The following is a 26,088-nucleotide window of genomic DNA, read 5'->3' as shown; positions in this document are numbered from 1 at the left end:
GCAGCGCGGGGCCGCGCTGTCAGACGTCGACTGCGGGGGCGCGTCATGGAGTTTCGGGTGCTGGGCCCGGTCGAGGCCCGTGCGGGCGATCAGGCGATCCCGCTCGGGAGGCCACAACAGCGGCTCGTGTTGGCGATTCTGCTCGTCGAGGCCGGCAGGTTGACGTCCACCCAGATGTTGATCGATCGGGTGTGGGAAACCGCCTCGGCGGGCGCCCGCCGTACCTTGCATGTGCACATCACCCGGCTCCGGCGGCTGCTCACTCCGGCTGGCACGACGGCCGGTGCCACCGTGCCGTTGGTCCGCCGGTCCGGGGGTTACCTGCTCGACATCGACCCCGCTCAGGTTGACCTGCATCAGTTCCGGCGGCTGGTCGTCCAGGCGCGGGCCCCGGACAGCCCGGACCAGGACCGCGCGGCCCGGCTGTGTGAGGCGATCGGGCTGTGGCACGGCGAACCGCTGGCCGGCCTACCGGGACAGTGGGCGGCCCGGACCCGTGCCGCGTGGCAGCAGGAGTACCTGGACGCCGTCGTGTTGTGGGCGCGGGCTGAAAACGGCGTCGGCGATCCGGCCACGGTGATTGGACCGCTGACCGAGTTGGTCGCACAGCACCCCCTGGTCGAGCCCTTGGCCGTGGAGCTGACGCGCGTCCTGCACAGCATCGGCCGTACCGCCGAGGCCCTTGATGTTTACACCCGCACCAGGCGGCTGCTCGCCGACGAGCTCGGCATCGACCCGGGCCATGACCTGCAGCAGCTGTACCAGGCCATCCTGCGCGGCGATGCCTTCCCGCCGCCGCCGGTCCGGGCCGCCGCACCGACCAGCGCCGCACCACCCGCCGCCACGACGGCACCCCGGAGCGTCCCGCGGCAGCTGCCGGCGCCGCCGCGGATGTTCACCGGTCGGATCCGGGAGGTGGCCGCGCTGGATCGGGTACACGACGGCTCCGCCATGGCGATCGGCGCGATCGATGGGATGGCCGGGATCGGCAAGACCGCCCTGGCGGTCCACGTCGCCCACCGCATCGCCGAGCGTTACCCGGACGGGCAGCTCTTCGTCGACCTGCACGGATACACGTGCGGGGTGGAGCCGGTCGACTCGGGGGCGGCACTCGACCACGCGCTGCGGGCGCTCGGCATCCCGGCGGCGCAGATTCCGGCCGGTCTGGAGGAACGGGCCGCGCTGTACCGGACGCGGCTCGCCGACAAGCGGATGCTGATCGTGCTGGACAACGCCGCCGCCGAGACCCAGGTGCAGCCGCTACTACCCGGCGCTCCGGGCAGCATGGTGCTGGTCACCAGCCGGCACCGGCTGCCCGGACTTGATCCCACCTACACGCTGTCACTCGACACCCTTCCCGTTTCCGACGCGGTCACCTTGTTCACCCGCATCGCCGGCCCGGACCAGCTTTCTGAGCAGCCACCCGATCTACTGATCGAGCTTGTGCAAAGGTGCGGCCAGCTGCCGCTGGCGATCCGCATCGCGGCCGCCCGCTTGCGCTCTCACCCCACGTGGTCGCTGAGTCATCTGGTGGAGCGGCTACGCGACCAGCAGCACCGGCTGACCGAACTGGAGGTCGGGCAGCGCAGTGTCACCGCCACCCTCGACCTGTCCATCCGCCACCTCGACGTCGACCAGCAGCAGGCGTACCGGCTCCTCGGCCGCCACCCCGGACCCGACCTCGATCGGTATGCCGCGGCCGCCCTGCTGAACGTCACCCTGCGGCTCGCCGGCCGGACGCTCGACCGGCTCCTCGATGCCCACTTGCTGCAGGAGCCGACCCCAGGCCGGTACGGGTTTCACGACCTGACGCGCGCGCACGCGGCCACCGGCAGCCTGACCGAGTACACCGCGCAAGCGGCGATCAGCCGCCTGCTGGACTACTACCGGCACGTCGCCGCGCTGGCCATGAACGCGGCGTACCCGGCCGAGCGTGAGCACCGGCCGCCGGTCCCAGCGGCGCGCACTCCCTGTCCCGACCTGTCCACCGCGGCGGCGGCGCTGCAGTGGTTGGACACCGAACACGGCAACCTTCTGGCCGCCGTGCGGCATGCCGGCCAGCACCACCACGCTGACCACGTCCGGCACCTGTCCGGCATCCTGCATCGACACATGCGCACCCGTGGCCGCTACCACGACGCCGAGACGCTCCACCAGCAAACCCTGGCCACCGCCCTCGCCACCGGCAGCCGCGCCGACGAGGTGGACGCGTTGACCGGCCTCGGCGACATCCGGCGGCTGCAGGGCCGACATGCGGAGGCCGCCGACGACTTCAGTGAGGTACTGCGGATCGCTCGGGCCACAGGCCACCACGCCGGCGAGCTGACCGCGCTGACCGGCCTGGGCCACATCCACCGGCTGCAGGGCCGCCCCCGGCAGGCCGCCGAACACTACGAGCAGGCGTTGGGAATCGCCCGTGCCATCGGCCATCGCCTCGGCGAGCTGACCGCGCTGGGCAGCCTCGGCGACATCCATCGGCGGCAAGGCCAGCCCGAGCAGGCTGCCGAGCACTACCGGCAGGTGTTGCGGATCGCCAAGGCCACCGGCCACCGCGCCGGCGAACTGGACGCGTTGGCCGCTCTCGGCGACATCCATCGGTTGCAGGGTCGGTACACGCTGGCTGTCGAGCACTACGAGCACGTGCTGCGGATCGCCCGCGCCGCCGGCCAACGCCGAAGCGAGCTGAACGCGCTGACCGGCCTCGGCGACATCCACCGGCGGCGTGGCTGCCACCAGCAGGCCGATGCCTACTACCAGGAACTCCTCGCACTGGCCCGCGACAGTGGCGACCGCAACTTCGAGTTCGAGGCATGGCACGGCCTGGGCCGGCTGCGGCACGCCACCGGCCAACCCGATGCCGCCATCGCGTACCACGGCCGGGCTCTCGCGCTCTGTCGCGAGCTGGGGCAGCCCGCCGACCAGGCGCGCGCGCACGACGGGCTCGCGTCCGCACACAGCGCCCTCAACCTGCACGAGCAGGCCCGCCGCCACTGGGAGGATGCACTGGCCATCCTCACCCGCCTGGGCGTCGACCACACCGACGAGGAGGAAACCACCGTGCCGGCCATCCGCGGCCGGTTGGGCCAGGTTCGGTCGATCATAAAAGCCAGCTGACGGCGCCGGTTCAGCGCAGGTGGTGGCCGGCCGGATTCGACGAGGCCTCCGCGTCCGGTGTCGCCGGAACCGCTGTCGACACCGGACGCGTGCCGAGGTCACCCGGTCGGGTTGTCCGGGATCTCGATGGTTCCCGCGAAGACGATCCGCCACCGTTGATGGGAGTTGCCGCTGTCGGCGCGCACGCAGAAGGCCGTGTCACCGGGGATGTCGGAGTCCAGCAGCGCGCAGCCCGTGGCGGCGCTGAGGATCTGGGTCGGGCTCCCATCGAAGTTCGTGAACGCCCACCGCCGCCGCGGTTCGGGATCCTGCGGGCGGCAGCCGGTCATACGCAGGCTCACGCCACCAGGGACCGTGTTGAGGGTGAGGCAGTTTACCTGCAACGCGTCGGCGATCAGGTTGCCGTTGAAGGACCAGGAATCGTATGAGCCGCACACTTTCGTAATGATGTTGTTGGACGCGGGGTTGTTCCTCGGCTCCAGGCATTGACCGGTGGCCGCGTTCTGGATGTAGTAGGTGTTGTACGTGGCGGCGGAGGCCACCGACGGGACGGCGACCAACGCGCCGCCGGTCACCACGGCGGTGGCGATAGCGATGAGCCGTCCTGGACGCTTCACCAGGCGACGTAAGCGTGACGTCGAGAGCATGCTTCTCCTTCGGCCGGTGTCCGGAAATGGACGGGGTTTCGCACCCGGTGCGTACCTCGTCGGTTCGGATCCTGCGCCACGCCTTCATCGATCCTGCATCGTTCCCGCACGGCCGAGACGCCCCCGGATGCTTCTCGGCGCGCTAGCAAGGCGGAAGGCTTGGTAGTGTCGGCCGTGACCTGGGTTCTGTCGTGCTTACGGCTCGTGGTGCGGCGTGATCATGGAAGAAACGGTGACCAGTCGACGCGCGGGCCGCACCAACCCAAGGAGCCTGATGGCGCTCACTCCGGCCGACATTCACAACATCGCTTTCAAAAAGCCCTCCATCGGCAAGCGCGGCTACGACGAGGAACACGTCGATGCCTTCTTGGACGAGCTCGAACAGGAGCTCATCCGCCTGATCGAGGCGAACAACGACCTGCGCAACCTGATGGCGCACGACCGCGCACAGGCTGGCACGGCCCCGACCAACAGCTGGCCACCGCCTTGGACGAGTTGACCGCCCAACTCGACCGCGTTCACCGGGAAAGGGCATCTGCGGAACGGGCAGCCCGCGCGATCCAGGCCGAGCTAGAGCGGGCACGCGCGCAGAGCGGCGCAGTGGCCGTCCCCGACCGTGAGCAGGCATCTCAGGTGTTGACCATGGCAGAGCGCACCGCCGACACCCACCTCGGCGAAGCCCAGCGCGAGGCCCACGACGTGTTGTCCGACGCCCGCTCGGCGGCGCAGCAGATTACCGGCGATGCACTGACCAACGCCGATGCCTTGGAGCGGGATGCACGACAGCGCCACAACGAGGCGATGAGCGGCCTGGAGGCGGAGCGCGTCGCGGCCCAGCACCAGATCGAGGACCTTGAGGCATTCGGGCGGGAGTACCGGTCGCGACTGACGGCGCACGTGGAGAGCCACCTGCGCGATGTCGGCGAAACCGACGAGGTCAAACCCTGACGGTCCGATAGCGGCTACACGGTCCGTCCGGTCCGTCCCGCCAGGTGGAACCGGGCCTATCGAGGCCGGCCACCGCGACGGGTGGTACCGGCGCGGCTTCCGGCGGAGAAGGCGGCTGCACTGGACACCTGCCGCGCGGCTGGCGTGGCGGTGTGCCGGCTGCCGCGCGCGCTGCCCGCCGCTTGGGAACCGGTCTTGCGGCGTTGGCTGGTCGTCTTGGGAGCGGCAGATGCCCGGGACCGGCCGCGACCGGTGGCCTTTGCGGGCTCGGCGGCTGGCGGGGCGACCAACGTGCGCGGGCCGGGGGCGATCTGAGCGAGGAGCGGGTGCCCAGGCCGGAGCCGTGTGGTGGTCGGAGTGATGCCAGCCTGCCGGGCGAGTTGGCGTACCCCGTCGATCTGGTCGTCGGTCATGAGAGTGACGACCGTGCCAGTCGCACCGGCCCGGGCGGTCCGGCCGGAGCGGTGCAGGTATGCCTTGTACTCGGCCGGTGGGTCGGCATGAACGACGAGCGCGACGTCGTCGACATGGATGCCGCGGGCGGCGATGTCCGTCGCCACCAGGGTGGTCGCGCTGCCCGCGGCGAAGGCCGTCAGGTTGCGGCTCCGCGCACTCTGCCCGAGGTTGCCGTGCAGCTCGATGGCCGGCACACCTGCCTCGACGAGCTGACGGGTGAGTGTCTTCGCCCGCCGCTTGGTGCGCGCGAAGACCAGCGTGCGGCCCGGAGCGGCGGCCAGGTCGACCAGCACGGACAGCCGCTCCTGATGGGTGACGTGCAACACGTGGTGCGGCACAGCCGCCGGCGCCGACGCGGCGTCGACGTTGTGGGTGACCGGATCGACGAGGTACCGCCGGACCAGGACGTCGATGCCGGCGTCGAGCGTGGCCGAGAAGAGCAGCCGCTGAGCGCGCCGCGGCGTTTGGTCCAGCAGCCGCCGGACGACCGGCAGGAAGCCGAGGTCGGCCATGTGGTCGGCCTCGTCGAGCACCGTAGCCTCGACCGCGTCGAGACTGACGTGACCGTTCTCGATGTGGTCGAGAAGCCGGCCCGGACACGCGACGAGAACGTCCACACCGGAACGCAGCCCGGCGATCTGACGGTCCGCGGCCACCCCGCCGAACACCGTCAGCGTGCGCAGCTTGACGGCCGCCGCCAGCGGTGCGATCGACGCCTCGATCTGTGTGGCGAGCTCGCGGGTCGGCGCGAGGATCAGCGCTCGGGGCCGCCCCGGACGGCGCGACGCGGGGCGCGCCGCCAACCGGGCCAGCAGCGGCACCGCGAACGCATAGGTCTTGCCTGACCCGGTACGTCCCCGGCCGAGCACATCGCGCCCGGCGAGGGCATCGGGCAGCGTCGCCGCCTGGATCGGGAACGGCGTTGTCACGCCGACGGCGGCCAGGGCCTCGACGAGCGCGGCGGGTACGCCCAGCTCGCCGAAGGCGGTTGAAGGTGCGGTGGAACGGGGGCGGCGTACCGCCATGAAGTCTCCGAACGTTGAAGAATGAGCTGCCCGGCGCAGGCCGGCGGCCGTGCACGCTGGTGGCCCGGAGTCGAACGCGGCCAGGGCAGAACGGTGGAGCAGTACCCCTAGCCTACTGGAGCGGCACCGGGTCCGTACGGCCCGCGCGCCTCCATGGCCTCCAGGCACGCTCAAGTTGGGTGTCGGCCACCGTTATGATCTTGGTCATGCGTTCCGAACCCGCCCCACCAGACCGGATCCAGCCGGACGGAGGACGAGAGGCCGACCAGCGATTCACCCGAACGCCTCCGGCCAGGTTCGGTTCGTACGGATCCGGTCCAGCCGCGGCGCCGCCGGCTGGTTCCACCCGCTGGGCGGGAGCCTGGCCGGCGGGCAAGTCGGCCACCAGGACGGCGCTGGTGGTGCTGCTTGGCCTGGCTTTCATCGCGCTCAATACCGCGATCGCGTACGCCGCGGTGGGGTCGAAGGTCATTTCGATCGTGACGGGAGTCGCCTTCTGCCTGGCCTTCATGATCGTCGTACGTTTGCTGCACCGAGCGATGTGGCTGTCGTTGCTGTCGTTCATTCCCGGCCTGTTCGTGCTTGTCGGGTCGGTGGAACTCGCCCCCGACCTGGCTCTGGAGAATCGCGGCGTCCGTCAGCAGGTAACCGTCGTCGACGCTGAGGTCGCCGGTAAGCGGCACACGTTCACGCTCGAGGGTGACGATGGGCCGCTCGGCGAGCCGCTGATCTATCGAGGCAGCGCCCCCGACTACGAGATCGGCGACACCCTGACCGTTCTCACCGATCCGAACGGTGTGATCGCGCTCAAGGAGGCCGATCGGGTCGACTCCACCGCCAAGCTGGGGTCACTGGTTCTGGGCGGCAGCGGCTGGACTTTCATCGCGCTGGTAGCGGGATGGCGTGGGCACGTCCGCCGCCGGGAAGGCCGGTTCGACACCCTGGTGATATAGCGCGAGCTGATCCAGCCAATCCGGGCCCGTCTTCGGCCGTATTCGATTCCAGCCGGGTGGATTGGCGTTTCGTTACCGGACACAGCCGGAGCTGTATGAATCGGCCGGTGCTGTCGAAGAACACGTTGATGGGTGACGGACACGAACTGCACGTGCCCATGCCGGCTAGGTCCACCGCGACGCCGGTCGCCCGCAACGGTCGACTGCCGTCGACGCCATAGCTCACCAGGCTCCCTGCGGCCTGCCCAACACCAAACGCGCGGAGTGCAGGATCGTGGTGACCCCGTCCAGCGTCTCGACCACTCCCACCTCTCATCGGTTCCAACACGCTCGACGGGCACGAACTGTTGCACGAACCCGGTCGATGGGTGGGCTTAGGGATCAGTTCAGAATGAGCTGGCGTGTCTGATCGGGTTGCTGTTCAGGGTGTTCGACACTCCTGAGGTGTCTGATGCGGTGCTCACAGATGAGCTGTGGTCGCGGTTGGAGCCACTGATTCCGGTGCGGCAGCGGCGATACCGCTATCCGGGCCGGGCCCGGACCTCCGACCGGGCCGCGCTGGAAGGGATCCTGTTCGCGGCCCGGACCGGGGTGTCGTGGAACGCATTGCCGACGGCCGCGTTCGGCGCGTCTGGTGCTACTTGCTGGCGGCGGCTGAAGGAGTGGCACGAGGCTGGCGTCTGGCAGCAGCTGCACGAGCTGATCCTGGCCGAGTTGCGCGCCGCCGGGCGGTTGGATCTGTCTGCGGCGATCGTGGACTCCTCGCACCTGCGCGCGCTCAAAGGGGGCAGCACACCGGCCCGAGCCCGGTCGACCGGGGCAAGCTGGGCAGCAAACATCACGTGATCACCGACGCGGCCGGCATCCCGCTCGCTGTCACCCTCACTGGCGGCAACCGCAACGACGTCACGCAGTTGCTGCCCCTCATTGACGCCATCCCTCAGGTCCGCGGCGTGCGTGGCCGGCCCAGAAAACGACCGCGCCGCATCTACGCCGACCGCGGCTATGACCACGACAAGTACCGTCGCCTGGTCCGAGCCCGCGGCATCACCCCGCACATCGCCCACCGGGGCGCCGGGCACGGATCCGGTCTGGGCAAGCACCGCTGGTACGTCGAACGCACAATCGCCTGGCTGCACGCGTTCAAGAAGCTCCGCCTGCGCACCGAACGCCGCGCCGACATCCACCAAGCACTGATCAGCCTCGCCTGCTCAGTGATCTGCCTCAGACAACTCATTCTGAACTGATCTCTTAGACTGCCGGCGGTGGCGGCGTACCGACTGGCGGTGGATCTCGGTTCGTCGAACACAGCCGCTGCGCTGGAGCGTTCGGGATCGGTGCGGCCGTTGCTGTTCGACGGGTCGGAGCTGCTGCCCTCGGCCGTGTTCGCGGGCGCGGATGGCCGGTTGGCTAGCGGCCGCGACGCTGAGCGGCTCGGGCTGGCCGAGCCGGGCGCGTTCGAGCCGCATCCGAAGCGCAGGGTCGATGACGGCGTGCTGCTGCTGGGCGCCCGGCACGTCGATGTCCGGGACGCTCTGGCAGCCGTGCTGGCCCAGGTGCGCAGCCAGGCGGGAGTGCTACCCCGAGATTCGTCCGTCGTCATGACGTATCCCACCGGTTGGGGCGCGCCGCGCCAAAGGGTTCTCACCGAGGCGGCGGAACGCGCGGGCCTGGGTGAGGTGTACACGGTGAGCGAGGCTGTCGCCGCGGCGACGTACTTCTCGACCGTTCTCGGCATCCGCACGCACCGGCCGCTCGTGGTCGTCGACATCGGTGCTGGCACCACGGACGTCGCTGTCGTCAGCTGCGGTACGCGGGTAGGGGTGCTCGCGTCGGCGGGGATGGACCTTGGCGGTTTGGATATCGATGCCGCGTTGGTCGACCATCTCGCCAGGCAGTGCCTGCTACCAGGCATCGACGACCCTGGCTACGATCGGGTGCCGCTGTTGCGAGAGGTGCGCACGGCGAAGGAGAGTCTGTCCCGCGCCAGTTACACGCCGTTGCGGATCGCCGGCCAGCCCGCTGCTTCCCACCTGACCCGCGCAGAGTTGGAGGCCGCCGCGGAGCCGATCCTGACCAGGGTCGGCGAGTTCACCGCGGAGGTGATCGCCACTGCCGCGCTGACGACCGACCGGTTGGCGGGGGTTCTCCTTGTCGGTGGCGGGAGCCGAATCCCTCAAGCGGCCAACATTCTGCATCAGAGGCTCGGGATACCACCCACCACTGTGGAGCGTCCGGAAACCGTGGTCGTCGAGGGGGCTCTGCGTGTACCGCGTACGTCGCTCACCGCACCGGCGCCGCGCATCGCGGCGGCCGGCACGAGCGAGCTGCCCGCGGTCACGCCCACGCCTGGTTCGGGACGCGCCACGCGGCGTCGTGGATGGATGCGTCCGGGCCTGCTCGTCGGCGTCCTGCTCTGCTTCGTTCTACCCTTCGCCACCGTCTCGTGTGGCCTGCCGGACGGCTACGGGCGGGCCGATCCGGGTGGCACCACCACCTACCGCGGAGCGGTCCTCGCGGTTGGGGGACACCCGAGGTGACCGGTGGTCACCTGGCGCCGCCGTCACGATGGCGTGAGGACCGGCTGGCACCGCAGCCGTTGCTGATCGGGGCCATGCTGGTGACTTTCGCCGCGCTGGCCGTCGCCGTCGACCGGCGCCTGCGGCGCAAGGACCGCGGCCGGTCGCATGCCGTCCTCGCCATTTTGGCGGGAGTCGCCGCAGGACTGCTGGTCGCGGGCGAACTGGTCGTACTGCGCCTGATCGAGACCCGGGTCCGGGAGGGCGGAAAGGTGCCGCCCGACCAGGCCGCGGGAGACTTCGTCGGTACCGGCGTCGGATTCTGGCTGGCGCTGGCGCTGCTTTTGGTCGTGGTCACGATCGAGCTGTGGACCAGGCGGCTACGCAGGACCGGCTGAGCGGTCTGGGATCCAACGAGGTCATCACCGTCCCCTTCACATGGTTGGGGACGAGGTCATAACGGGTCGCAGCCGTCCGTTGTCCTGGCTCGGGGAAGCCCCGAATTGGCGGCGATACTCCCGGCTGAACTGCGACGGGCTGTCATAGCCGACCATGCGGCTCACCCCGCCGATGTCACCGGGCCGGGTGGCCAGCATCAGCCGCGCCTGCTGCAGCCGGATCTGCTTCTGAAACTGGATCGGGCTGGTCGCCGTGACCGCCTGAAAATTGCGGTGGAACGCCGACACGCTCATCCCGCTCAGGTGGGCCAGATCTTCCACCTGAAACGCCTGCGCGTAATGGTCGCGGATCCACTGCACGGCCCGCGCCACATGCGTGAGGCTGCTGTCGGCCAGACCCAACTGCCGTACGGCGGTGCCCTGTTCGCCGGTCAGCACCCGCCACAGAATCTCTCGCTTGATCAGCGGCGCCAGCACATTGATGTCACGCGGCCGCTCGATCAGCCGCAGCAGCCGCACCACGGCGTCGAGCAGCTCGGCTGGCGCGTCGCTGACGGCCAGCCCTGACGGCGCCGCCCCGCTCACGGGCGGCAGATCGCCCGGCGCCGCGTGCATCAGCAGCTCGGTGATCGCCGCCGGGCGCAGCAGCAACCCGAAACCGAGCGCCGGCTCGGTCGGGCTGGCCCGCGTGAACTCCCCGGTGATCGGCAGATCGACCGACGCGATCAGGTATTGCCCGGCGCCGTATTCGTAGACCCGATCGCCGAGCGCGATCCGCTTGGCGCCCTGCGCGATCACCGCCAGCACGGCCCCCGACATCGACGTGGACGGCGGCGCGGTGCGATCGACCCGCGAGATCAGCACATCCTCGATCGGGGTGCTCAGATCGGGCCGGGCGTGACGAGCGAGCAGGCTCCGGAGCTCCTCCATCACCCAATCCTCGCCGTCGAAGCAGGATTGTGCAAGAGTCGGACAGGATCGCTCTAACGTTTCCCCTGCTGAAGCCGCGATGCTTGTTTCACCACCGAACGAGCTGAACATCGGACAGGAGAGAATCAGATGAGCGTCCAACACGGCTTCCACGCCACGATGACCGCCGCGCCCGGCCGCGGCGACGAGGTGATCGCACTGCTGCTCGACGCCCCCTCGCTGCCCAACCCCGACTGCGTCGTGTTCCTGGTCGGCCGCTCGGCCAGCGACCCCGACGTCATCCACGTCACCGAAGGCTGGACCACCCGCGAGGCTCACGCCGCGTTCTTCGCCACCGAGCCCGCCCAAACCCTGGTCGCCCAGCTGCAGAAGCTGGTCACCGGCGACTCGCAGTACACCGACGAGGTCCCCGTCGGCGGAAAGGCGTTCGCGCGATGAACCTCGACCTCGAGCTGGGCGCCCTGCTCACCAGCATGCCGGCCATGCCGCAGCTGACCACCGAGACCCTCCCCCAGATCCGCCCGTACGCCGCCGCACCCGCACCGGAGCGCAACCGCGAGGAACTCGTCATCGGCGGTTCGATCCCGCTGACCGTCCTGCGTCCCGAAGGCCTGCGCCCGACGAACGCCCCGTGCGTCTACTGGATCCACGGCGGCGGCATGATCATGGGCAACCGGTACTCGCAGATCGACATCCCCCTCGAATGGCTCGACCGCTTCGGCACGGTCGTGGTCTCGGTCGACTACCGACTCGCACCCGAGGCTCGGGGCACCGCTGCGGTCGACGACTGCTACACCGCCCTGCTGTGGATCGCCGAGCACGCCTCCGAGCTTGGTATCGACCCGACCCGCATCATCGTCGCCGGCGCCAGCGCGGGTGGCGGCCTGGCTGCCGGCATCACCCTGATGGCCCGCGACCGCGGCACGGTCCCCATCGCGGCCCAGATGTTGATCGGCCCGATGCTCGACCATCGCCACAGCACCACGTCGAGCCGCCAGTTCACCGGTGAGGGCGTGTGGACCCGCGAGATGAACGAGTTCGCCTGGCACTGCCTGCTGGGTGACCTCGACGGCGAGGTTTCGCCGTACGTGTCTCCAGCGCTCGCGACCGACCTGTCCGCACTGCCCCCTACCTACATCGACGCCGGCTCGGAAGAGGTCTTTCGCGACGAGGACGTCGACTACGCAACCCGCATCTGGGCCGCCGGCGGCAAAGCCGACCTGCACCTGTGGGCGGGCGGTTTCCACGGCTTCGACGCCCTGTTCCCCGCAGCCGCCCTCTCGTCCGCCGCACGAGCCACCCGTACGGGATGGCTGGCCCGGCTCCTGGACGCCAAACGGTGACGGGTGCGAGCGGCATCTGCCAGGGCCGGGCGGCGTGATCGAGCCGAACGTGAACACAGCGACGCCCGGCTGGCAGCCCTAGAGCTACCGTCCGGTTACGCCACCAACTTGCGGCTTCACTGTTCCTCGAACTGCTCCAGGGCTTGCTCCAGGTGAGGATCGGGGAGCCGGTGCCGCGCCCAGCAACGTGTTCTCCGGGTTCCGCAGGCAGGCCGGTACGCGTAGGCTCTACGGATGCGCTGCTTGGCATTCGACACGTTCGATGCCGAGCGCCACCCCGGGTGGCCGTCCTCATTGAGGGCTGCGTGCCGGTGGCGACGGGGTGGTCGAGGTCAACGCCGCCGAGCATCCAGCCCGGTGAGGTCGTCGCACCGCTCCGCCGATCCGTCGCCCACCTCGAGGTTGGACACCGATGAGCCCGACAGCCCCGCCTCCACTCGCCCCGCGCGCCGCCCTTCGCTGGGCGGTGGTCCGCAACCTCGTGCGGGGGATCGCCCCGTCGACCATCCTCGAGTTGGGTTGCGGTCGGGGCGGCTTCGGCGCACGGCTGGCCCGGATCGCCACCTACACCGCGGTCGAGCCCGACGAGACATCCTGGCAGGCGGCGCACGACCAGATCACTGCGGTCGGCGGCACGGTGGTGCACGGCGACCACCACAAGACGCCCGATCCGGGCACCTACGACCTCGTCTGCGCGTTCGAGGTGCTTGAACACCTGGCTGACGATGCCGGCGCACTGCAGGAGTGGCTGCCACTGGTTCGCCCCGGCGGGCACCTGCTGCTCTCGGTCCCCGCCGACCCGGAGCGGTTCGGCCCCATGGACGAGGAAGCGGGGCACTACCGGCGCTACAGCGCCGAGCAGCTCGGCGAGCGGCTGGCTGCCGCGGGCGCCGTCGACATCGTGCTGCGGCATTACGCCTGGCCGCTGGGTTACGCCCTGGAGGCCGTCCGGAACAGGCTGGCCAGCCGGCGCGGCGGCGAGGTCGCGGAGAGCACGGTAGAGGAGCGCACCGCCGGGTCCGGTCGAGTGCTGCAGCCCGGCGCGCGCCTCACCGGGCTGGCGATCCAGGCCGGCATCGCACCCTTCGCCGCGCTCCAAGCCGTCACCCCGCACAGGGGACCCGCACTCCTCGCCCTGGCGCGCCGTCCGGGCTGAAGTACAGCATCGAGCCTCCTCACCGCGAGTGGCAGGGCAGCGGCGGCCGGTACCGGCCCGCCGGCGTCGAAGGCGGCACATACAGCTCCGGTGGCCGCTGGGTTTAAGCGTCCGTACGACCGGCTCTACGTCCTTCACGGCAAGGTTCGATCCGACATCGAGGTGCGGCACTGGGCCTTGTGAGGCTTCGGCACAGGCGGGTTCCGGTCTCCCCCGTTCACGATCGTGGTGCCTGTCCCCGTTCTGGTCGTTCCCGCTCTTGGCGTTGGCGGCTGCGGATGTCTCGCAGGCAGCGGGTAGGGAGCGTGATGGCCTCGGACACGCACGACATGCAGGGCCACGTGCTGGCGGGTTGGTTGCGGCAGCGCCGCTGACTTTCAGGATCGGGCGTCTTCACGGGCGTTGCAGTACAAGTCCGCAGTGGCCCTGGTCGCTGCTCGCGGCGTGATCGTGGCCGAGTACTTCGATGTCGGCTGCTCCCGCCGCCTGCTCTGGACCCAACGACCCCAGGCCGCGGCTCTGCTGGACGCGATCGTGGTCGGTGAGCACGAGCGTGCGTTCGCCGGCAATCAGTTGCTCGAACTGGTGCCGCTGTTCGACCAGTACGGGGGTTCAGGTGTGGCTGCCCGAGGCCGGCGGTCCAATCACTGTGGACGTTCCAGCGCATCGGGCGATTCTTCGCTCGAAGGGTTCCGCACAACCGCGGCGATGTGCGCGCAGGCTCGCGATCAGGGCCGGCATCTGGGTGGGCGGCTGCCGGCACCGCCCGGCTGTGGATCCGCTCGTCTGCACATTCGAGAGGAAAGCGCCGACCCCGTCTCCCCACCCGGCTGGGCCCGCGTAGTCAGTATCGGTGCCTGTTCAAGGGGTCGATCCCAGGAGGGAATCGACCCTATCGATCTCATCCTCGTCGATCGCCCATGCCCGAATCATCGGCGGCATCACCAGCCCGAGCGCAGACCAAACGTTGGTCGCGTAGACCATCAACGACTCGCTTTCAAGCCAGTGAGTACGTCGGCCACTCGCCTCAGATACTGGCCGGAGGGCCAGACGTTCATCCGCTACCAAACTCCCGAGGACCGTTTCAAACGACTCGGAATCGAGATACCTCTCCGTCGTGGCACCCAACGCTTCAACCGTTGCAAAGAGTGCGTCGCACTCAATGAGGGAGTCAAGGCTTGCGAACTCCACGACGCCTGCGGCGTCAAGGCCGACTTCAACCCCTCCGTTGGCCTTCACTGACGCCCCGGCCGGCCCGCCTGTCACCACCGCGTAGAGTATCTCCAGCTCCTCGAGCGCATCTTCCGGTTCACAGACGGGAGCAAAGCGCACGACTGTCTGAAAGAAGCCGCTTTCGTAGGTGAGCCCCCCGTACCTCGACTGAAGCGCATCCAGCAGGTCGACAATTGCGTCGTTCGGCCTCCCATAGACACGGGCTATCTCGTCCCGCAGGCGCTCGCCGGTGATACCACGATCAAATCGAGCCCTGTGCGACCTGGCCCGGATGAACTCGGTCGCACGAGTAGACAGGCCAGCCGAAGACGCAGCCACGTAAAGTGTGTTCGGAATCATCCGTCACCCGACGATGTCATACCGAGCGCCGACAACATGCGGCCACATGATGGACACGGCCCCATCAACCTCCCGTGATAGGCGGCCCCGTGACGCTTGGACTGAATTCCTACCGTCGTCACCGATTCTGGAGTCGCACCGAGGTTCATAAGCTTTGCAGCACCGCTCACCTCGCTACACCCACCGTGCACGTGTGAACACGCAGTCAACGCAGACATGAGCGGGCCTGGTATCGGTCCCCGATTGCCGGACCTGGTGTGCACGGCGACCAGCAATCCGGATGGGCGGATTCCGATACTCTCGCTGACGGTGCCAGGGCGTTCCCTCTTCGGCGGGCTGCTCTTGATCTCATCCGCTATTTCTCGCAGCCTGTCTTCGGCGCCGTCTCCGCAGTTGTGTACCAGGACCGGCTCGGTGCCGGCGAGCACATAGTACGTGTGGATGTCGGCGACCGTCAGGTCGTGCATCAACTCTTCGCCGACGCGGTTGTCAACCTTGACGACCGTCACCTCAACCGGTGGGCCACCGCCACCGCTGCCGGCACCCGAGCCGTCGCCCTCCAGGCGCTTGTCATCGTGCACCAGCAGGCGGTGACCCGGCTTCAGCTCACCCGCGTCCACCCAGCGGCCGTCCGTCGCATCCCAGAACGGGTGGTGCTCGGTCGTCTCCAGCACAGTCGTCTGGCCCGTGCTGGCCCGGACCGTGACGTTGGTCAGGTCCGTGTCCAAGTTGATGTGCAGACGGGTCACCTGGCGCGGACCGCTCACCCCGGACTGCGGATCCGTCGCCGCGACCTCGTCACCCAGCACGATGTCCTCGATCGGCTTGGCGCTGCCGTCCGCCATCAGCACCAGCGTGGCCCGGTCGAAGCTGTGTCTACGCCCCTGTCCCGCGCAGCCCGGGTCGCCGCCACCACCGTCACGGCGCGGACCCGCGGCCCCGGGGCTCGGGTCGCCACCGCCGGAACGCGTGGCGGATCCGCCTGAGCCACCTGCCGGGCGCCCACCGCCGTTGGCCGCCGGTGACCGGGCGCCGCCGGAGGGCTTGGCCTTCATGCCGGGTGCGGGCAGTCGGGAGGTGAGGCCGCCGCCCGGTGTGAAGCGGGTCAGGCCGCCGGTGAAGCGGCTCATGCCTGCGCTCAGGGCGCCGTCCAGGCCGCCCTCGATCATCGTGCCGGCCAGGCCGCTCCAGGAGAACTCCTGGTCACCGCGGCCGACGTCGACCATGTAGCCGGCGCCTGCGGCCATCGCACCGGCTACCGCGCGGCCTGATACGGCAGCAACCTGGCTGACGCGATCTTGACACGCGCTCTCCGGACGTACGCTCCGGATGTGCGGCTCCCGTACTGCGTCGAACGTGCCTGGCCTGGTCCCGGGGCATGCCTGAGGACCACGACGCCCTAGCACTGGTCTCCGTGGAGCTACCGGGAGAACTGTCACCGCCGTACGCCTGGGAGATCCGGCTCCGAGAAGGCACACGACAGCTCAGGAGCACGGTCGGCAAGTACGACAACGAGACGGCGGCGCTAGCCGAGAACCGCAGACGTGCGCAGCACGCTACAGCCCACCGCCCGACCGACATCGACGGACTCAGCGAGGACGAGAGCGTGGCCATCCTGGACGAGCTCGGCGACCAGGTCGCGGCACTCCGACAGGCCCACCCGGACCACAAACCGCAGGTCTACCGAAGCCTTGGCCTGCGCCTGACCTCCGACCCGGAACACAAACGGTGCGGGCAACAGTTGATGTTGCACCGCACCGTGGGGCATCGGTTTGTGTCCGAGGGGGACTTGAACCCCCACGCCCTATACGGGCACTAGCACCTCAAGCTAGCGCGTCTGCCATTCCGCCACCCGGACTTGTGCGTCCACTCTACCGGTGGGGTCGGAACGGGCACGCCGTCCTACCGCCACCCGAGGGTCGCACGGGGGATCACTCTACACGGCCTCGGCGGGGGTCTGCACGGTGGGCACGCGGGGCGAAAAGGGCGGCGAAGCGCGGGCCCGGCGGGTCACACTGGGCGCCATGTCGATCAGCCGCATCAACCCCGACTCCTTGCACGATACGCCTGGTTATCACCACATCACGGTGGTGGAGGCGGGGCGGACGGCTCACCTGGCCGGGCAGTGTCCGCTGGACGCTGACGGGGTCGTGGTGGGGCTTGGGGACTTCGATGCGCAGGTGGATCAGGTGGCGGCGAATACGCTTGCCGCACTCGCCGCTGTCGGTGTGGGGCCGGAGCAGGTGGTGCGCACGGTGATCTATGTGGTCAGCGCCGAGCAGCCGGTGCTGTCGCGGGTGTGGGCGCGGTTTCAGGCTTCGCCGCTGGCGCCGGCGTTCACCACAGCCAGCACGCTGCTCGGAGTGGCCCAGCTTGGTTTCACCGGCCAGCTGATCGAGCTCGACGTCACCGCCGCCCTCGAGGAATAGCCCCGCCCGGCCAGGCTAGGAAGCCTATGAGCAAGCGCCACCGCACAGTCAGCCCGAGGCTGGCGGCAGACCGGCCCACGTTTACATCAGCCGGCTGAGGGAAGCGCCACCCCCATGTACGAGGTCGCGCAGCTCATCGCCGGCGTCCGCGGTCCCGGCCGCTCCGGACGCACCCTGACGGTCGCCAACCCCGCCGACGGACAGCCGGTCACCGCGTTCACCATGTCGAGCGAGGAAGACGTCGCCGCGGCGGTCGAGGCAGCCCGGGCGGCCGCCGCCGGTTGGGCCGGCACCGCGCCGAGCGCCCGTGCCGCCGCGCTGCACGCCGCCGCGTCAGCGATCGAGTCCACTGTGGACGAGCTGGCCGGGACGATGTCGGCGGAGATGGGCAAGCCGGTCGGCGAGGCCGCCGAATCGATCATGGCGGGGGTCGGCACGCTGCGCCAGTACGCCGAGCTGGGTCCCACCCACCGCGGCCGTTCGCTGGCCGGAAACGCCGACGCCGTCGACCTCATGGTCTTCCAGCCGCGCGGCGTCGTCGCGGTCATCACGCCGTGGAACGACCCGGTCGCGGTCTCCTGCGGACTGCTCGGCGCCGCCCTGGTCACCGGCAACACGGTGGTCTACAAGCCCAGCGAGCGCACCCCGGCCACCGGGTGGCGGCTGGCCGAGCTGCTCGCCCCGCACCTGCCGCCCGGCGTGCTCAACCTCGTTACCGGTGACGGCGCGGTCGGTGCCGCGCTGGCCGCCGCGCGGGTCGACGTGGTGGCGCAGGTCGGTTCGACCGCGACCGGCCGCTCGATCGCCGCCACCTGCGCGCGGACCGGCGCGAAGGCACTGCTCGAAAACGGCGGCAGCGACCCGCTGATCGTCGACGCCGGTGTGGACCCGCAATGGGCGGCCGAGCAGGCGGCTGTCGGCGCGTTCGCCAACGCGGGGCAGATCTGCGTCGCGGTCGAACGCGTCTACGTCCACCGCACGGTGGCCGAGCCGTTCCTGGACGCGCTGGCCGCGCAGGCCGACGCCTGGGCACCGCGCATCGGGCCGCTGGTGGACCGCCGGCTGCGCGAAACCGTCGACGAGCAGGTCCAGCAAGCGATCAAGGAGGGCGCCACCGCCCTGCGCGGCGGTGCCGTGCCGCCCGGCCCAGGCGCGTTCTACCCACCCACCGTGCTGGCCGGCTGCACCGACGAGATGGCGGTCATGCGGCAGGAGACGTTCGGGCCGGTCGCCCCCGTGATGGCGGTCGACTCCTTCGACGAAGCCCTGCGGCGGGCCGCCGACTCGCCCTACGGCCTCGCCGCCACCGTCCTGACCGGCAGGATGAGCCACGCCCAGCGGGCCTACCACGAGCTTCCGGTCGGCACGGTCAAGGTCAACGCGGTCTTCGGCGGGGCACCGGGCGGTGCCGCGCATCCGCGCCGCGGCAGCGGCCAAGGCTTCGGGTACGGCCCTGAGCTGCTGGACGAGTTGACCGTGACCAAGGCCGTCCACCTCGAAGCCCCACCGGCCGGCTGGTAACCCCGCCGATCTCGTCACGGTCTCATCCTGCCGGGCTCGATGCCTGCCGAGGTGTGCGATGTGCCGCGCGGTAGGCCGACGGCGTCACGCCCCGGTAACGCATCATGTGGCGGCGCAGCGAGTCGGCCGTGCCCAGCCCGCTGTCCCGCGCGATCCGCTCCACCGCCAGGTCGGTCGTTTCCAGCAGCAGCTCGGCGCGCCCGATGCGTTGCTGCAATAGCCATTGCAGCGGCGGGTGGCCCGTCTCTGCCCGGAACTGGCGGGTCAGCGTCCGGAGGCTGGTGTGGGCGTGGCGGGCCAGGTCGGTGAGGCCGACCGGCTGGTCGAGCCGGCGCAGCGCCCACGCGCGGGTGTCTGCCAGCCCCGCTCCCCGAGCCGGGACCGGCCTGTCGACGACCTGCGGTTGGTGCCCTCGCCGGATCGGCGCCGCGATGGCCAGCCGCGCCATGCGCTCGGCCGCCTCGGCGCCGTGGTCGGCGCGGATCAGGTGCATGTACAGGGTCGATGCCCCCGCGGCGGTGAGGACCCGGTCTATCCGCCACGAAGATCGCGTCGTGGTGCACCTCGACCGTGGGGAAAGGCAGCGGCCAGTGCCTCCCGGTACTGCCAATGCGTCGTCACCGTACGGCCGTCCAGCAGACCGGCCTCGGCCAGCAGGAACACCCCCGAGCACACGGACACGACCCGGCTGCCGGCACTGGCGGCCCGCCGCAGCGCGGCCAGCGCGCCGTGGCCGGGTCAGACCCGTCGTCGATGCCGTACTCAGGTGCGTAGCGGCGACGACCGCACTCGGCAGGGTCGGCGAGGCCGCCGACATCGCCGACGCGGTGGCGTTTCTTGTCTCACCGGACGCCCGCTGGGGCACCGGCGGGCTGCTGGACGTCGCCGACCCCGACTTGAGCGTCGCCGCGTCGCTATCCGACCTTGAGGGCCAGCTTCCCGACGTAGTGATCGTCCAGGGCGCGGTGCGCATCCTTGACGTTCTCCAATGGGAAGGTCCGGGCTAGGTGGACCTCGAAGGAGCTCGCCTCGATGATCGCGTTCAGCCGATCGGTGGCGGCCCGGGTTATGTCCCCGTCGTAGTAGGACACCTTCGCGCTCGGCGGCGTCACGGGCAGGGGCAGGACACCGTTCGGCCAGGCGATCAGTCCCGAGCTCTTGACCGCGCGAAGAGACCGCTCGGCGGTTTCGCCTCCCGCGGTGACCAGAGCGGCGTCGAGCCCGTCCGGCGCGAACTGCGAGGCCGCGGCCAGCACGTCGTCCTTGCGACCGTTGACGACCTCGTCGGCGCCCAGTCGCCGGGCCAGGGCGACGCCGTCGTCGCCAGAGGCCACGGCCAGCACCCGGATGCCGCGGTGCCGAGCCAGCTGCACGGCCATGTGCCCGACACCCCCGCTGGCCCCGAAGACCATGAGCGTTGCGCCCTGCGGCAGCCCGAGCAGATCGAGGCCGCCCAGTGCGGTCAGAGCGTCCCACGGCATCGCGCCGGCCTGTTCGGTCGGCAGGCGGTCGGGCACGCGCGCCACGAACTCCGCCTCGACGACGCCGTACTCGGCGTAGAAGCCGCCGCGCTGCACCGGGTTCGTCGAGGCGTAGACACGCTCGCCCACGTCGAACCCGGTGACGTTGCGTCCGAGCGCGGCCACCGTGCCCGCCGCGTCCCAGCCGAGGACGTAGGGGAAGGTCGACGCGACGCCGAAAGCGCCGTCGTAGTGCCCCTCCCGCTCGACCGCGTCCCAGGACGCGGCGCCCGCGAACTCCACCCGGATGAGGACGTCGTCGTCGCCGACCTGCGGCAGCGGTATCCGGCGCGAGGCGAGTTCGTCGACTCCGCCGAAGCGGTCGAGGACGATCGCGTTCATCGTGTCTCTGCTTTCCATGGGTCCTCCATTTTTACTTGATTGAATCAAGGATCATTGGATCACAGGTTGCTTGAGTGAATCAAGTAATTCTTCACCGCGCTGACCCAGCACCCGCAGCCCACCCAAGGGACCCGGGTGGCGCGGATGGCGGGGTGGCAGGCAGCATGGCGGGCGTGTCCCAGCCGTCTCCGCTCGCTACCGCCCAGCAGAACGCCCGTGCGCTGCGTGACGCCGGTGACCTCGCCGGCGCCCGGGTGATGCTCGACCAGACCCTGGAGGGCGCCAAGGCGGCGCTCGGCGAGGACAGCCCGGATGTGATCGCCACCGGGCAGGTGCTGGCCGGCCTGCACCGGGAGGCGGGCGATCCGATGGCCGCGCGGCGGGTGCTGGAGGAGGCCTACGCGGCGGGACAGCTGCACCTTGGCGACTCGCACCCGTTGATGCTGTCGATCTCGTTCGACCTGGGCGGGGTGGCCGAGGAGCTGGGCAACAGGCACGAGGCGCGGCGGGCGTTCGGGCGGGTGGCGACGCTGGCGCCGGCGGTTTTCGGCGATGACCACTGGACGGTGCGCGCGGCGCGGGAGTACCTGGGCGACTCGACACCCTCGGTCGAGCTGACGATCCCGTCCGACGAGCCGCCGCCACCGCCGCCGATGCAGTTCCCGTCGTCGGCGGCGTTCGCGCTGCCCAATCCCCCACCGGCGCCGGCATACCCGCAACAGCCACCGGCGCCGGCGCCCGCTTACAACCCGCCGCCCGTCTACAACCCGCCGCCGGCGCACAACGCACCTCCGGCGTACGGCGGGGACTCCGAGCCGACGTACCTCGTGACAAGCCCACGGAAAGTGCGTGGCGCGACGGCGGCCGCCATGATCGCGGCGGCCGCCGCCGTCCTGGCGGCGGGGTTCGTGGCGATTCAGGTGGTGTTTTCCGGTGGGGGTGACGAGACGCCGCCGCCGACGACGGTGACGCAGGGTCCGCGGCTGGCCGGCGACCCGCCGACCGAGCTGAAGCTGCGGGTGGACGGCACCGCCATCACGGTGACCTGGAAGGACCCGACGGACGGGCGGGTGCCGTTCATCATCGCGGGCGCGCAGGCGGGCCGGCAGCACAAGGCGATGCTGAACGTCGATCCGGGCGAGACGAGCGCCACGATCAACGGCCTGAACCCGCGGCTGGGCTACTGCTTCACGGTCCTCGCGGTCTACAGCACCGAGGAGTTCGCCACCTCCGGCCAGGTGTGTACGGAGCGTAAGTCCCCGACGCCTGGCTGATCCACAGTAGGCAAGATCGCATGTAACTGAGCGGACCTGCGCCAACACTGCCCGCATCCGAGTTATCCACAGGCTGGGGCAGCGTATCCACAGCGGGTATCCGCCTACCTAGCGCACCCCCTATGATGGCCAGCGGCATTTGGGGAGGAACGCATCGACGAGCAGCGCGGGAGGACGCCGGCCCGCGTTCACGGGGTGGGGAGGGCGGCCGACTGTGGTCACCACAGGGATCGGCACAGCGGAGGTTGCGGGCGCGAGCCCGGTAAAGGGTAGGAAGCTCAAGCGCGGCGGCATCGTCACGATCGCCACCGTGCTGGGGCTCGTCGCGGCCATGGGCCTGACGATTCTGGGTTTGGGTGCGGCCGATCACGCGGTGGCCAGCTATGACGCGAGTTCGTGGCTGTGGAGTTCGCTGCGCAGCGAGATGGCCCGGGTCAACGGGGTCACCGGCCGGGTCGACACCCGGCTGCAGATCCCCAAGGGTCAGGGCCACAAGATGCAGGTGTCGCAGACCGACCGGTTCCTGATCCTGCGCGACCTCACCACCGGCACGGTCAGCTCTCTCGACCTCGCCACCCTGCAGATCACCGCGACCACCAAGACGGTCGCCGGCGTGGGCGTGAGCGTGGCTTTGCAGGACGACAAGGCGTTTGTGGTCGACGCGGTGCAGGGTGTGGTGCGCCAGCTCGACCCCGTTCGCTCGCGCCGATCGGTGAGGCGGTGCACTACCCGCCGGGCCTGACCGGCGGCTCGTTCGACGGCGGCGGAAACCTGTGGGTGGCGGTGCCCAGCGAGGGCACGGTGTCCGCGGTGACCGCGGCGCCCCTGCCCGACGCGCCGGCCGCGTCCGGCGGCGCGGGCGGCAGCGGCCAGAGCCCGGCGATCGTGCGCACTGTCGACGTCGCCGACCCCAGCCACGACCTGACGATCTCCACACTGGACGACGGCGTGGCCGTGCTCAACCGCACCACCAAGACGCTCACCACGGTCAAGGGCGACGACAAGCTGGCCACCCCCCTCACGCTCGACGGGCTGGGCTCGCTGCCGCCGCGCACCAACGGCCCGCGGGTGCCGGTGACAGTGCCCGACGCCCGCCACGTGTGGGTGGTCGACCCGGACAAGCCGGTGCACGACTTCGAGGTGCCCGGCGAGGGCGCCAAGCTGGAGCCGGCGGTCGCCTGGGCCGGGCGCTTCTACGCCGCGGACGCCTCGACCGGCACGGTGTACGTGTTCGACGAAAACGGCCAGCTTGTCAACAAGATCGAGATCAAGGGCGCCAACGGGCCGCTGGAGCTCGAGGTCCGCGAAAACTACCTGTTCATCAACGCGCCCAACTCGCAGAACGCGACAGTGGTCGACGACAAGCACGAGGTGCGCACCGTCGACAAGTACGCCAACGACGTGCTCGGTGGCGACCCGCCGCCGCCTCCCCCGCCGCCGCAGAAGCAGGACCCGCCGGTGGGCAAGCCGGGCGCGCCGCGTTCGGTGGTCGCGACCGGCGGCAACACCGAGGTGACCGTCGGCTGGCGCTCGGCCAATCCGAATGGCGCCGACATCACCAAGTACGTGGTGGAGGGCGACGGCAAGACCATCGAGGTCGGCGCCAGCCAGCGCTCTGTGAAGATCACCGGCCTGGTCAACGGTCAGGAGTACCGGTTCTCGGTGCACGCGGTCAACGAAAAGGGCGCCGGGCCCAAGAAGCAGAGCAACCCGGTCGTGCCGACCTCCGAGGTGCCCGACCCGCCGGCGAGCGTGACCGCCGAGGCCAAGCCGGACGGCACGGTCGTCGTGAAGTGGCCGGCCGCCAACGGGCAGGGCCTGGACATCCGCAAGTACACGGTGACCGCTGTCGCCGCGGGTGCCGCCGCGCCGGCCGGCGAGTCCACCTCGACCGAGCTTGTCGTGCCTGCCGGCGAGCTTGAGTACGGCAACCAGTACGCGTTCCAGGTCGTCTCGGTCAACGAGCGCGGCGGCGCGTCGACGGCGTCACCGGTGAGCAACAGCGTGGTGCCGTTCACCGTGCCGGACCGGCCGGCGTCGCTGGACGTGACCACCGTCAAGGGCAAGGCCGGCACGCTCAACGCGGTCTGGGCCGCCCCGGCCGAAAACGGCCGCCCCATCACCAAGTACGTGGTGGACGCCGGCGGCAACCGCACCGAGGTCACCGGCACCAGCGCAGAAATCACCGGGCTGGGCGAGGGGGCCAACGTCACGGTCAAGGTGCGCGCGGTCAACGAGGCCGGCGAAGGCGCGGAGGCGAGCGCGACGGGCCGTACCGTGGCCACGCCGAGCGTCACGGTGACCGGCAGCTCCGCCACGGTCACCGCGGTGACGGTCAACTTCACGGTCAACGACGGCGGCGGCAACGCCACCTGCAGCCTGGACGTCGGCGGCAAGACGGCCAACGGCGACTGCGGCACGCTCGCGGTCGGCGGGCTGACGCCCGGCACCACGTACAACTTCACGGTCACCGTGACAAACGCGGCCGGCAGCGCCACCGGCACCGGCAGCCGCGCCACCCCCGCCATCTTCGGCACGGCCGTGTGCATCAACAACACCGCCAGCACCGACCCGGCGCAGCACACGTGGTGCTCCGAGGGCAACGGCATGGGTATCTACAACGGCACCAACATGCGCTCGGGCACCGCCGGGCGAGCCGGCAACGGCACGCGCATCGAGGCGATCTGCCACACCACCGGTGAAGGCATCAACGACTACGTCTACAACCCGGGCAAGATGGGCACCAACCCCAACGACAGCACCAACGTCTGGATCCGCATCAAGTGGCAGGGTGCGGAGCGGTACATCTCGTTCGCCTGGTTCAACCTCGAGGGCGTCGGCGACCCCGACGAACTCGGATCCCTGCCGGCGTGCTGATGACCGCGACCGTCAATCACACCCAGGCATCGAGCCCACCCGAAGGGCTCACCCCGCAGCACGTGCAGGGCTTCGCCCACCTGGCCGCGCGGCTGGCCGACAACATCGGCGCGGTCGTGCTCGGCAAGCCGCAGGTGGTGCGGCTGGCGCTGACCGCACTGTTCGCGCAGGGGCACGTGCTGCTCGAAGACGTGCCCGGCGTCGGCAAGACCACCCTCGCCAGGGCCATGGCGGCCACGATCCACGGCCAGTGGCGGCGGATCCAGTTCACGCCCGACCTGCTGCCGTCCGACGTGTCCGGCGTGACGATCTTCAACCAGGCCACGCGGGGCTTCGAGTTCCACCCCGGGCCGGTCTTCGCCAACGTGGTGATCGCCGACGAGATCAACCGCGCCTCCCCCAAGACCCAGTCCGCGCTGCTGGAGGTCATGGAGGAGCGCACGGTCACTGTCGACGGCGTGCGGCACCCGGTGCCCCGCCCGTTCCTCGTGGTGGCCACGCAAAACCCGGTCGAGATGGACGGCACCTACCGGCTGCCCGAGGCGCAGCTCGACCGCTTCCTGGTCAAGCTCTCCGTCGGCTACCCGAGCGAGGCGGTGGAGATCGAGGTGCTGCGCGGCGCGACGATGCGTTCGCCGGACGCCTTGGAGGCGATCGCCGACACCAACACGATCGGCCAGATGGTCGCGATGGCGCAGCGGGTGCACGTCGCCGACCCGCTGTACGCGTACGCGGTGCGGCTCGCCGCCGCCACCCGCAACCACCCGCAGGTGCGGGTCGGCGTGAGCCCGCGTGGCGTGATCGCGCTGACCCGGGCGGCGTGTGCGTACGCGTTGATCGAAGGCCGCGGCTTCGTGCTGCCCGAAGACATGAAGACGCTGCTGGAGCCGGTCTTCGCGCACCGCGTGCTGCTCACCTCCGACGCCCAGCTGCGCGGCGTCACCGCCGCCGACGTGCTCAACGACGCGATGGAGCAGGTGCCCGTCCCGCTGCCCAACGGCCAGCAGGCGCCACCCGCCCCGCAAAACGGCGCGGCCTACCAAGCGGGACCGGCGCCGCAAAAC

General features: G+C 70.2%; 20 protein-coding genes, 1 tRNA gene and 3 pseudogenes. 14 read left to right on the top strand and 10 right to left on the bottom strand.

Annotation, left to right across the window (positions count from 1 at the left end; genetic code table 11):
- The first annotated feature begins 45 nt into the window (after nt 1-45).
- A complete protein-coding gene (locus Phou_RS50455; protein WP_173072122.1) occupies nt 46-3,114 on the top strand; it encodes an AfsR/SARP family transcriptional regulator in 3,069 nt (1,022 codons plus the stop codon).
- Nucleotides 3,115-3,212: 98 nt separating this feature from the next.
- Here Phou_RS50455 and Phou_RS50450 read toward each other — a convergent pair whose 3' ends face one another.
- The gene (locus Phou_RS50450; RefSeq protein WP_173072120.1) at nt 3,213-3,689 is read right to left on the bottom strand and encodes a ricin-type beta-trefoil lectin domain protein; all 477 of its coding nucleotides are present in this window, start codon (nt 3,687-3,689) and stop codon (nt 3,213-3,215) included.
- A 346-nt stretch (nt 3,690-4,035) separates the two neighbouring features.
- Between Phou_RS50450 and Phou_RS50440 the strand changes: the two are divergent.
- Nucleotides 4,036-4,709: pseudogene (locus Phou_RS50440) on the top strand (DivIVA domain-containing protein).
- A gap of 56 nt (nt 4,710-4,765) precedes the next feature.
- Here Phou_RS50440 and Phou_RS50435 read toward each other — a convergent pair.
- Complete coding sequence (locus tag Phou_RS50435; RefSeq protein ID WP_173072116.1) at nt 4,766-6,190, bottom strand: DEAD/DEAH box helicase; 1,425 nt, start codon at nt 6,188-6,190, stop codon at nt 4,766-4,768.
- 206 nt (nt 6,191-6,396) lie between these two features.
- On the opposite strand from Phou_RS50435, the gene Phou_RS50430 reads away from it, so the two are divergent.
- From Phou_RS50430 to Phou_RS50415, 4 genes are all read left to right on the top strand, one after another.
- Nucleotides 6,397-7,143: a hypothetical protein gene (locus Phou_RS50430; RefSeq protein WP_246274887.1), complete on the top strand. Its 747-nt coding sequence runs from the start codon at nt 6,397-6,399 to the stop codon at nt 7,141-7,143.
- A gap of 444 nt (nt 7,144-7,587) precedes the next feature.
- A protein-coding gene (locus Phou_RS50425; RefSeq protein ID WP_371872292.1) for an IS5 family transposase occupies nt 7,588-8,390 on the top strand; the annotation gives its coding sequence in 2 pieces (ribosomal slippage) (nt 7,588-7,933 and nt 7,933-8,390; 804 coding nt in all).
- 18 nt (nt 8,391-8,408) lie between these two features.
- Complete coding sequence (locus tag Phou_RS50420) at nt 8,409-9,683, top strand: Hsp70 family protein (RefSeq protein WP_173072114.1); 1,275 nt, start codon at nt 8,409-8,411, stop codon at nt 9,681-9,683.
- Nucleotides 9,684-9,757: 74 nt separating this feature from the next.
- Nucleotides 9,758-10,060 (top strand): hypothetical protein, encoded by a 303-nt coding sequence (locus Phou_RS50415; RefSeq protein WP_218579680.1) that lies wholly within the window; start codon nt 9,758-9,760, stop codon nt 10,058-10,060.
- Nucleotides 10,061-10,096: 36 nt separating this feature from the next.
- Here the strand turns inward: Phou_RS50415 and Phou_RS50410 are convergent, their stop codons facing one another.
- Nucleotides 10,097-10,990 carry an AraC family transcriptional regulator gene (locus tag Phou_RS50410; protein ID WP_173072110.1) on the bottom strand — a complete coding sequence of 298 codons (894 nt, stop codon included), beginning with the start codon at nt 10,988-10,990 and terminating at the stop codon, nt 10,097-10,099.
- A 129-nt stretch (nt 10,991-11,119) separates the two neighbouring features.
- On the opposite strand from Phou_RS50410, the gene Phou_RS50405 reads away from it, so the two are divergent.
- The 3 genes from Phou_RS50405 to Phou_RS50395 all read left to right on the top strand — a co-directional run bounded on the left by Phou_RS50405 (nt 11,120) and on the right by Phou_RS50395 (nt 13,489).
- Nucleotides 11,120-11,428 (top strand): putative quinol monooxygenase, encoded by a 309-nt coding sequence (locus Phou_RS50405; protein ID WP_173072108.1) that lies wholly within the window; start codon nt 11,120-11,122, stop codon nt 11,426-11,428.
- The gene (locus tag Phou_RS50400) at nt 11,425-12,333 is read left to right on the top strand and encodes an alpha/beta hydrolase (RefSeq protein WP_218579679.1); all 909 of its coding nucleotides are present in this window, start codon (nt 11,425-11,427) and stop codon (nt 12,331-12,333) included. Before Phou_RS50405 ends, Phou_RS50400 begins: the two co-directional genes overlap by 4 nt.
- A 412-nt stretch (nt 12,334-12,745) precedes the next feature.
- Nucleotides 12,746-13,489: a class I SAM-dependent methyltransferase gene (locus tag Phou_RS50395; protein WP_173072106.1), complete on the top strand. Its 744-nt coding sequence runs from the start codon at nt 12,746-12,748 to the stop codon at nt 13,487-13,489.
- 861 nt (nt 13,490-14,350) lie between these two features.
- Here the strand turns inward: Phou_RS50395 and Phou_RS50390 are convergent.
- The 4 genes from Phou_RS50390 to Phou_RS50375 all read right to left on the bottom strand — a co-directional run bounded on the left by Phou_RS50390 (nt 14,351) and on the right by Phou_RS50375 (nt 16,921).
- The gene (locus Phou_RS50390) at nt 14,351-15,061 is read right to left on the bottom strand and encodes a hypothetical protein (RefSeq protein WP_173072104.1); all 711 of its coding nucleotides are present in this window, start codon (nt 15,059-15,061) and stop codon (nt 14,351-14,353) included.
- Nucleotides 15,058-16,230, bottom strand: a complete 1,173-nt coding sequence (locus Phou_RS50385; protein WP_173072102.1) for a polymorphic toxin-type HINT domain-containing protein — start codon at nt 16,228-16,230, stop codon at nt 15,058-15,060. The genes Phou_RS50390 and Phou_RS50385 overlap by 4 nt, the downstream gene beginning before the upstream one ends.
- A 356-nt stretch (nt 16,231-16,586) precedes the next feature.
- Complete coding sequence (locus Phou_RS50380; RefSeq protein WP_173072101.1) at nt 16,587-16,799, bottom strand: hypothetical protein; 213 nt, start codon at nt 16,797-16,799, stop codon at nt 16,587-16,589.
- Nucleotides 16,800-16,837: 38 nt separating this feature from the next.
- A tRNA-Leu gene (locus tag Phou_RS50375) sits at nt 16,838-16,921 on the bottom strand.
- A 164-nt stretch (nt 16,922-17,085) separates the two neighbouring features.
- Here Phou_RS50375 and Phou_RS50370 point away from each other — a divergent pair.
- Together Phou_RS50370 and Phou_RS50365 are read left to right on the top strand one after the other, a co-directional pair.
- Nucleotides 17,086-17,490, top strand: a complete 405-nt coding sequence (locus Phou_RS50370) for a RidA family protein (protein WP_173072099.1) — start codon at nt 17,086-17,088, stop codon at nt 17,488-17,490.
- A 114-nt stretch (nt 17,491-17,604) separates the two neighbouring features.
- Nucleotides 17,605-19,011, top strand: coding sequence for an aldehyde dehydrogenase family protein (locus Phou_RS50365; RefSeq protein ID WP_173072097.1), 1,407 nt, complete (start codon nt 17,605-17,607; stop codon nt 19,009-19,011).
- Nucleotides 19,012-19,033: 22 nt separating this feature from the next.
- Here Phou_RS50365 and Phou_RS50360 read toward each other — a convergent pair whose 3' ends face one another.
- The 3 genes from Phou_RS50360 to Phou_RS50350 form a co-directional block, all read right to left on the bottom strand.
- Entirely contained in the window at nt 19,034-19,504 is a 471-nt protein-coding gene (locus tag Phou_RS50360) for a helix-turn-helix domain-containing protein (protein WP_173072095.1), read from the bottom strand.
- Between the two features lie 38 nt (nt 19,505-19,542).
- Nucleotides 19,543-19,725 (bottom strand): DJ-1/PfpI family protein, encoded by a 183-nt coding sequence (locus Phou_RS55985; RefSeq protein ID WP_371872297.1) that lies wholly within the window; start codon nt 19,723-19,725, stop codon nt 19,543-19,545.
- Between the two features lie 200 nt (nt 19,726-19,925).
- Entirely contained in the window at nt 19,926-20,891 is a 966-nt protein-coding gene (locus Phou_RS50350; protein ID WP_218579678.1) for a quinone oxidoreductase family protein, read from the bottom strand.
- 155 nt (nt 20,892-21,046) lie between these two features.
- Between Phou_RS50350 and Phou_RS50345 the strand changes: the two genes are divergently transcribed.
- From Phou_RS50345 to Phou_RS50335, 3 genes and pseudogenes are all read left to right on the top strand, one after another.
- Nucleotides 21,047-22,147, top strand: a complete 1,101-nt coding sequence (locus tag Phou_RS50345; RefSeq protein ID WP_246274886.1) for a fibronectin type III domain-containing protein — start codon at nt 21,047-21,049, stop codon at nt 22,145-22,147.
- 229 nt (nt 22,148-22,376) lie between these two features.
- Nucleotides 22,377-25,024, top strand: a pseudogene (locus tag Phou_RS50340) (fibronectin type III domain-containing protein).
- Nucleotides 25,024-26,034, top strand: a pseudogene (locus Phou_RS50335) (AAA family ATPase); the annotation flags it as partial. The pseudogenes Phou_RS50340 and Phou_RS50335, both read left to right, overlap by 1 nt.
- Nucleotides 26,035-26,088: the final 54 nt, after the last annotated feature.

The sequence above is a fragment of the Phytohabitans houttuyneae genome (assembly GCF_011764425.1).
Lineage (GTDB): Bacteria > Actinomycetota > Actinomycetes > Mycobacteriales > Micromonosporaceae > Phytohabitans > Phytohabitans houttuyneae.
Note: the sequence above shows the minus strand (reverse complement) of the source record. Positions and strands in the feature narration are given on the sequence as shown.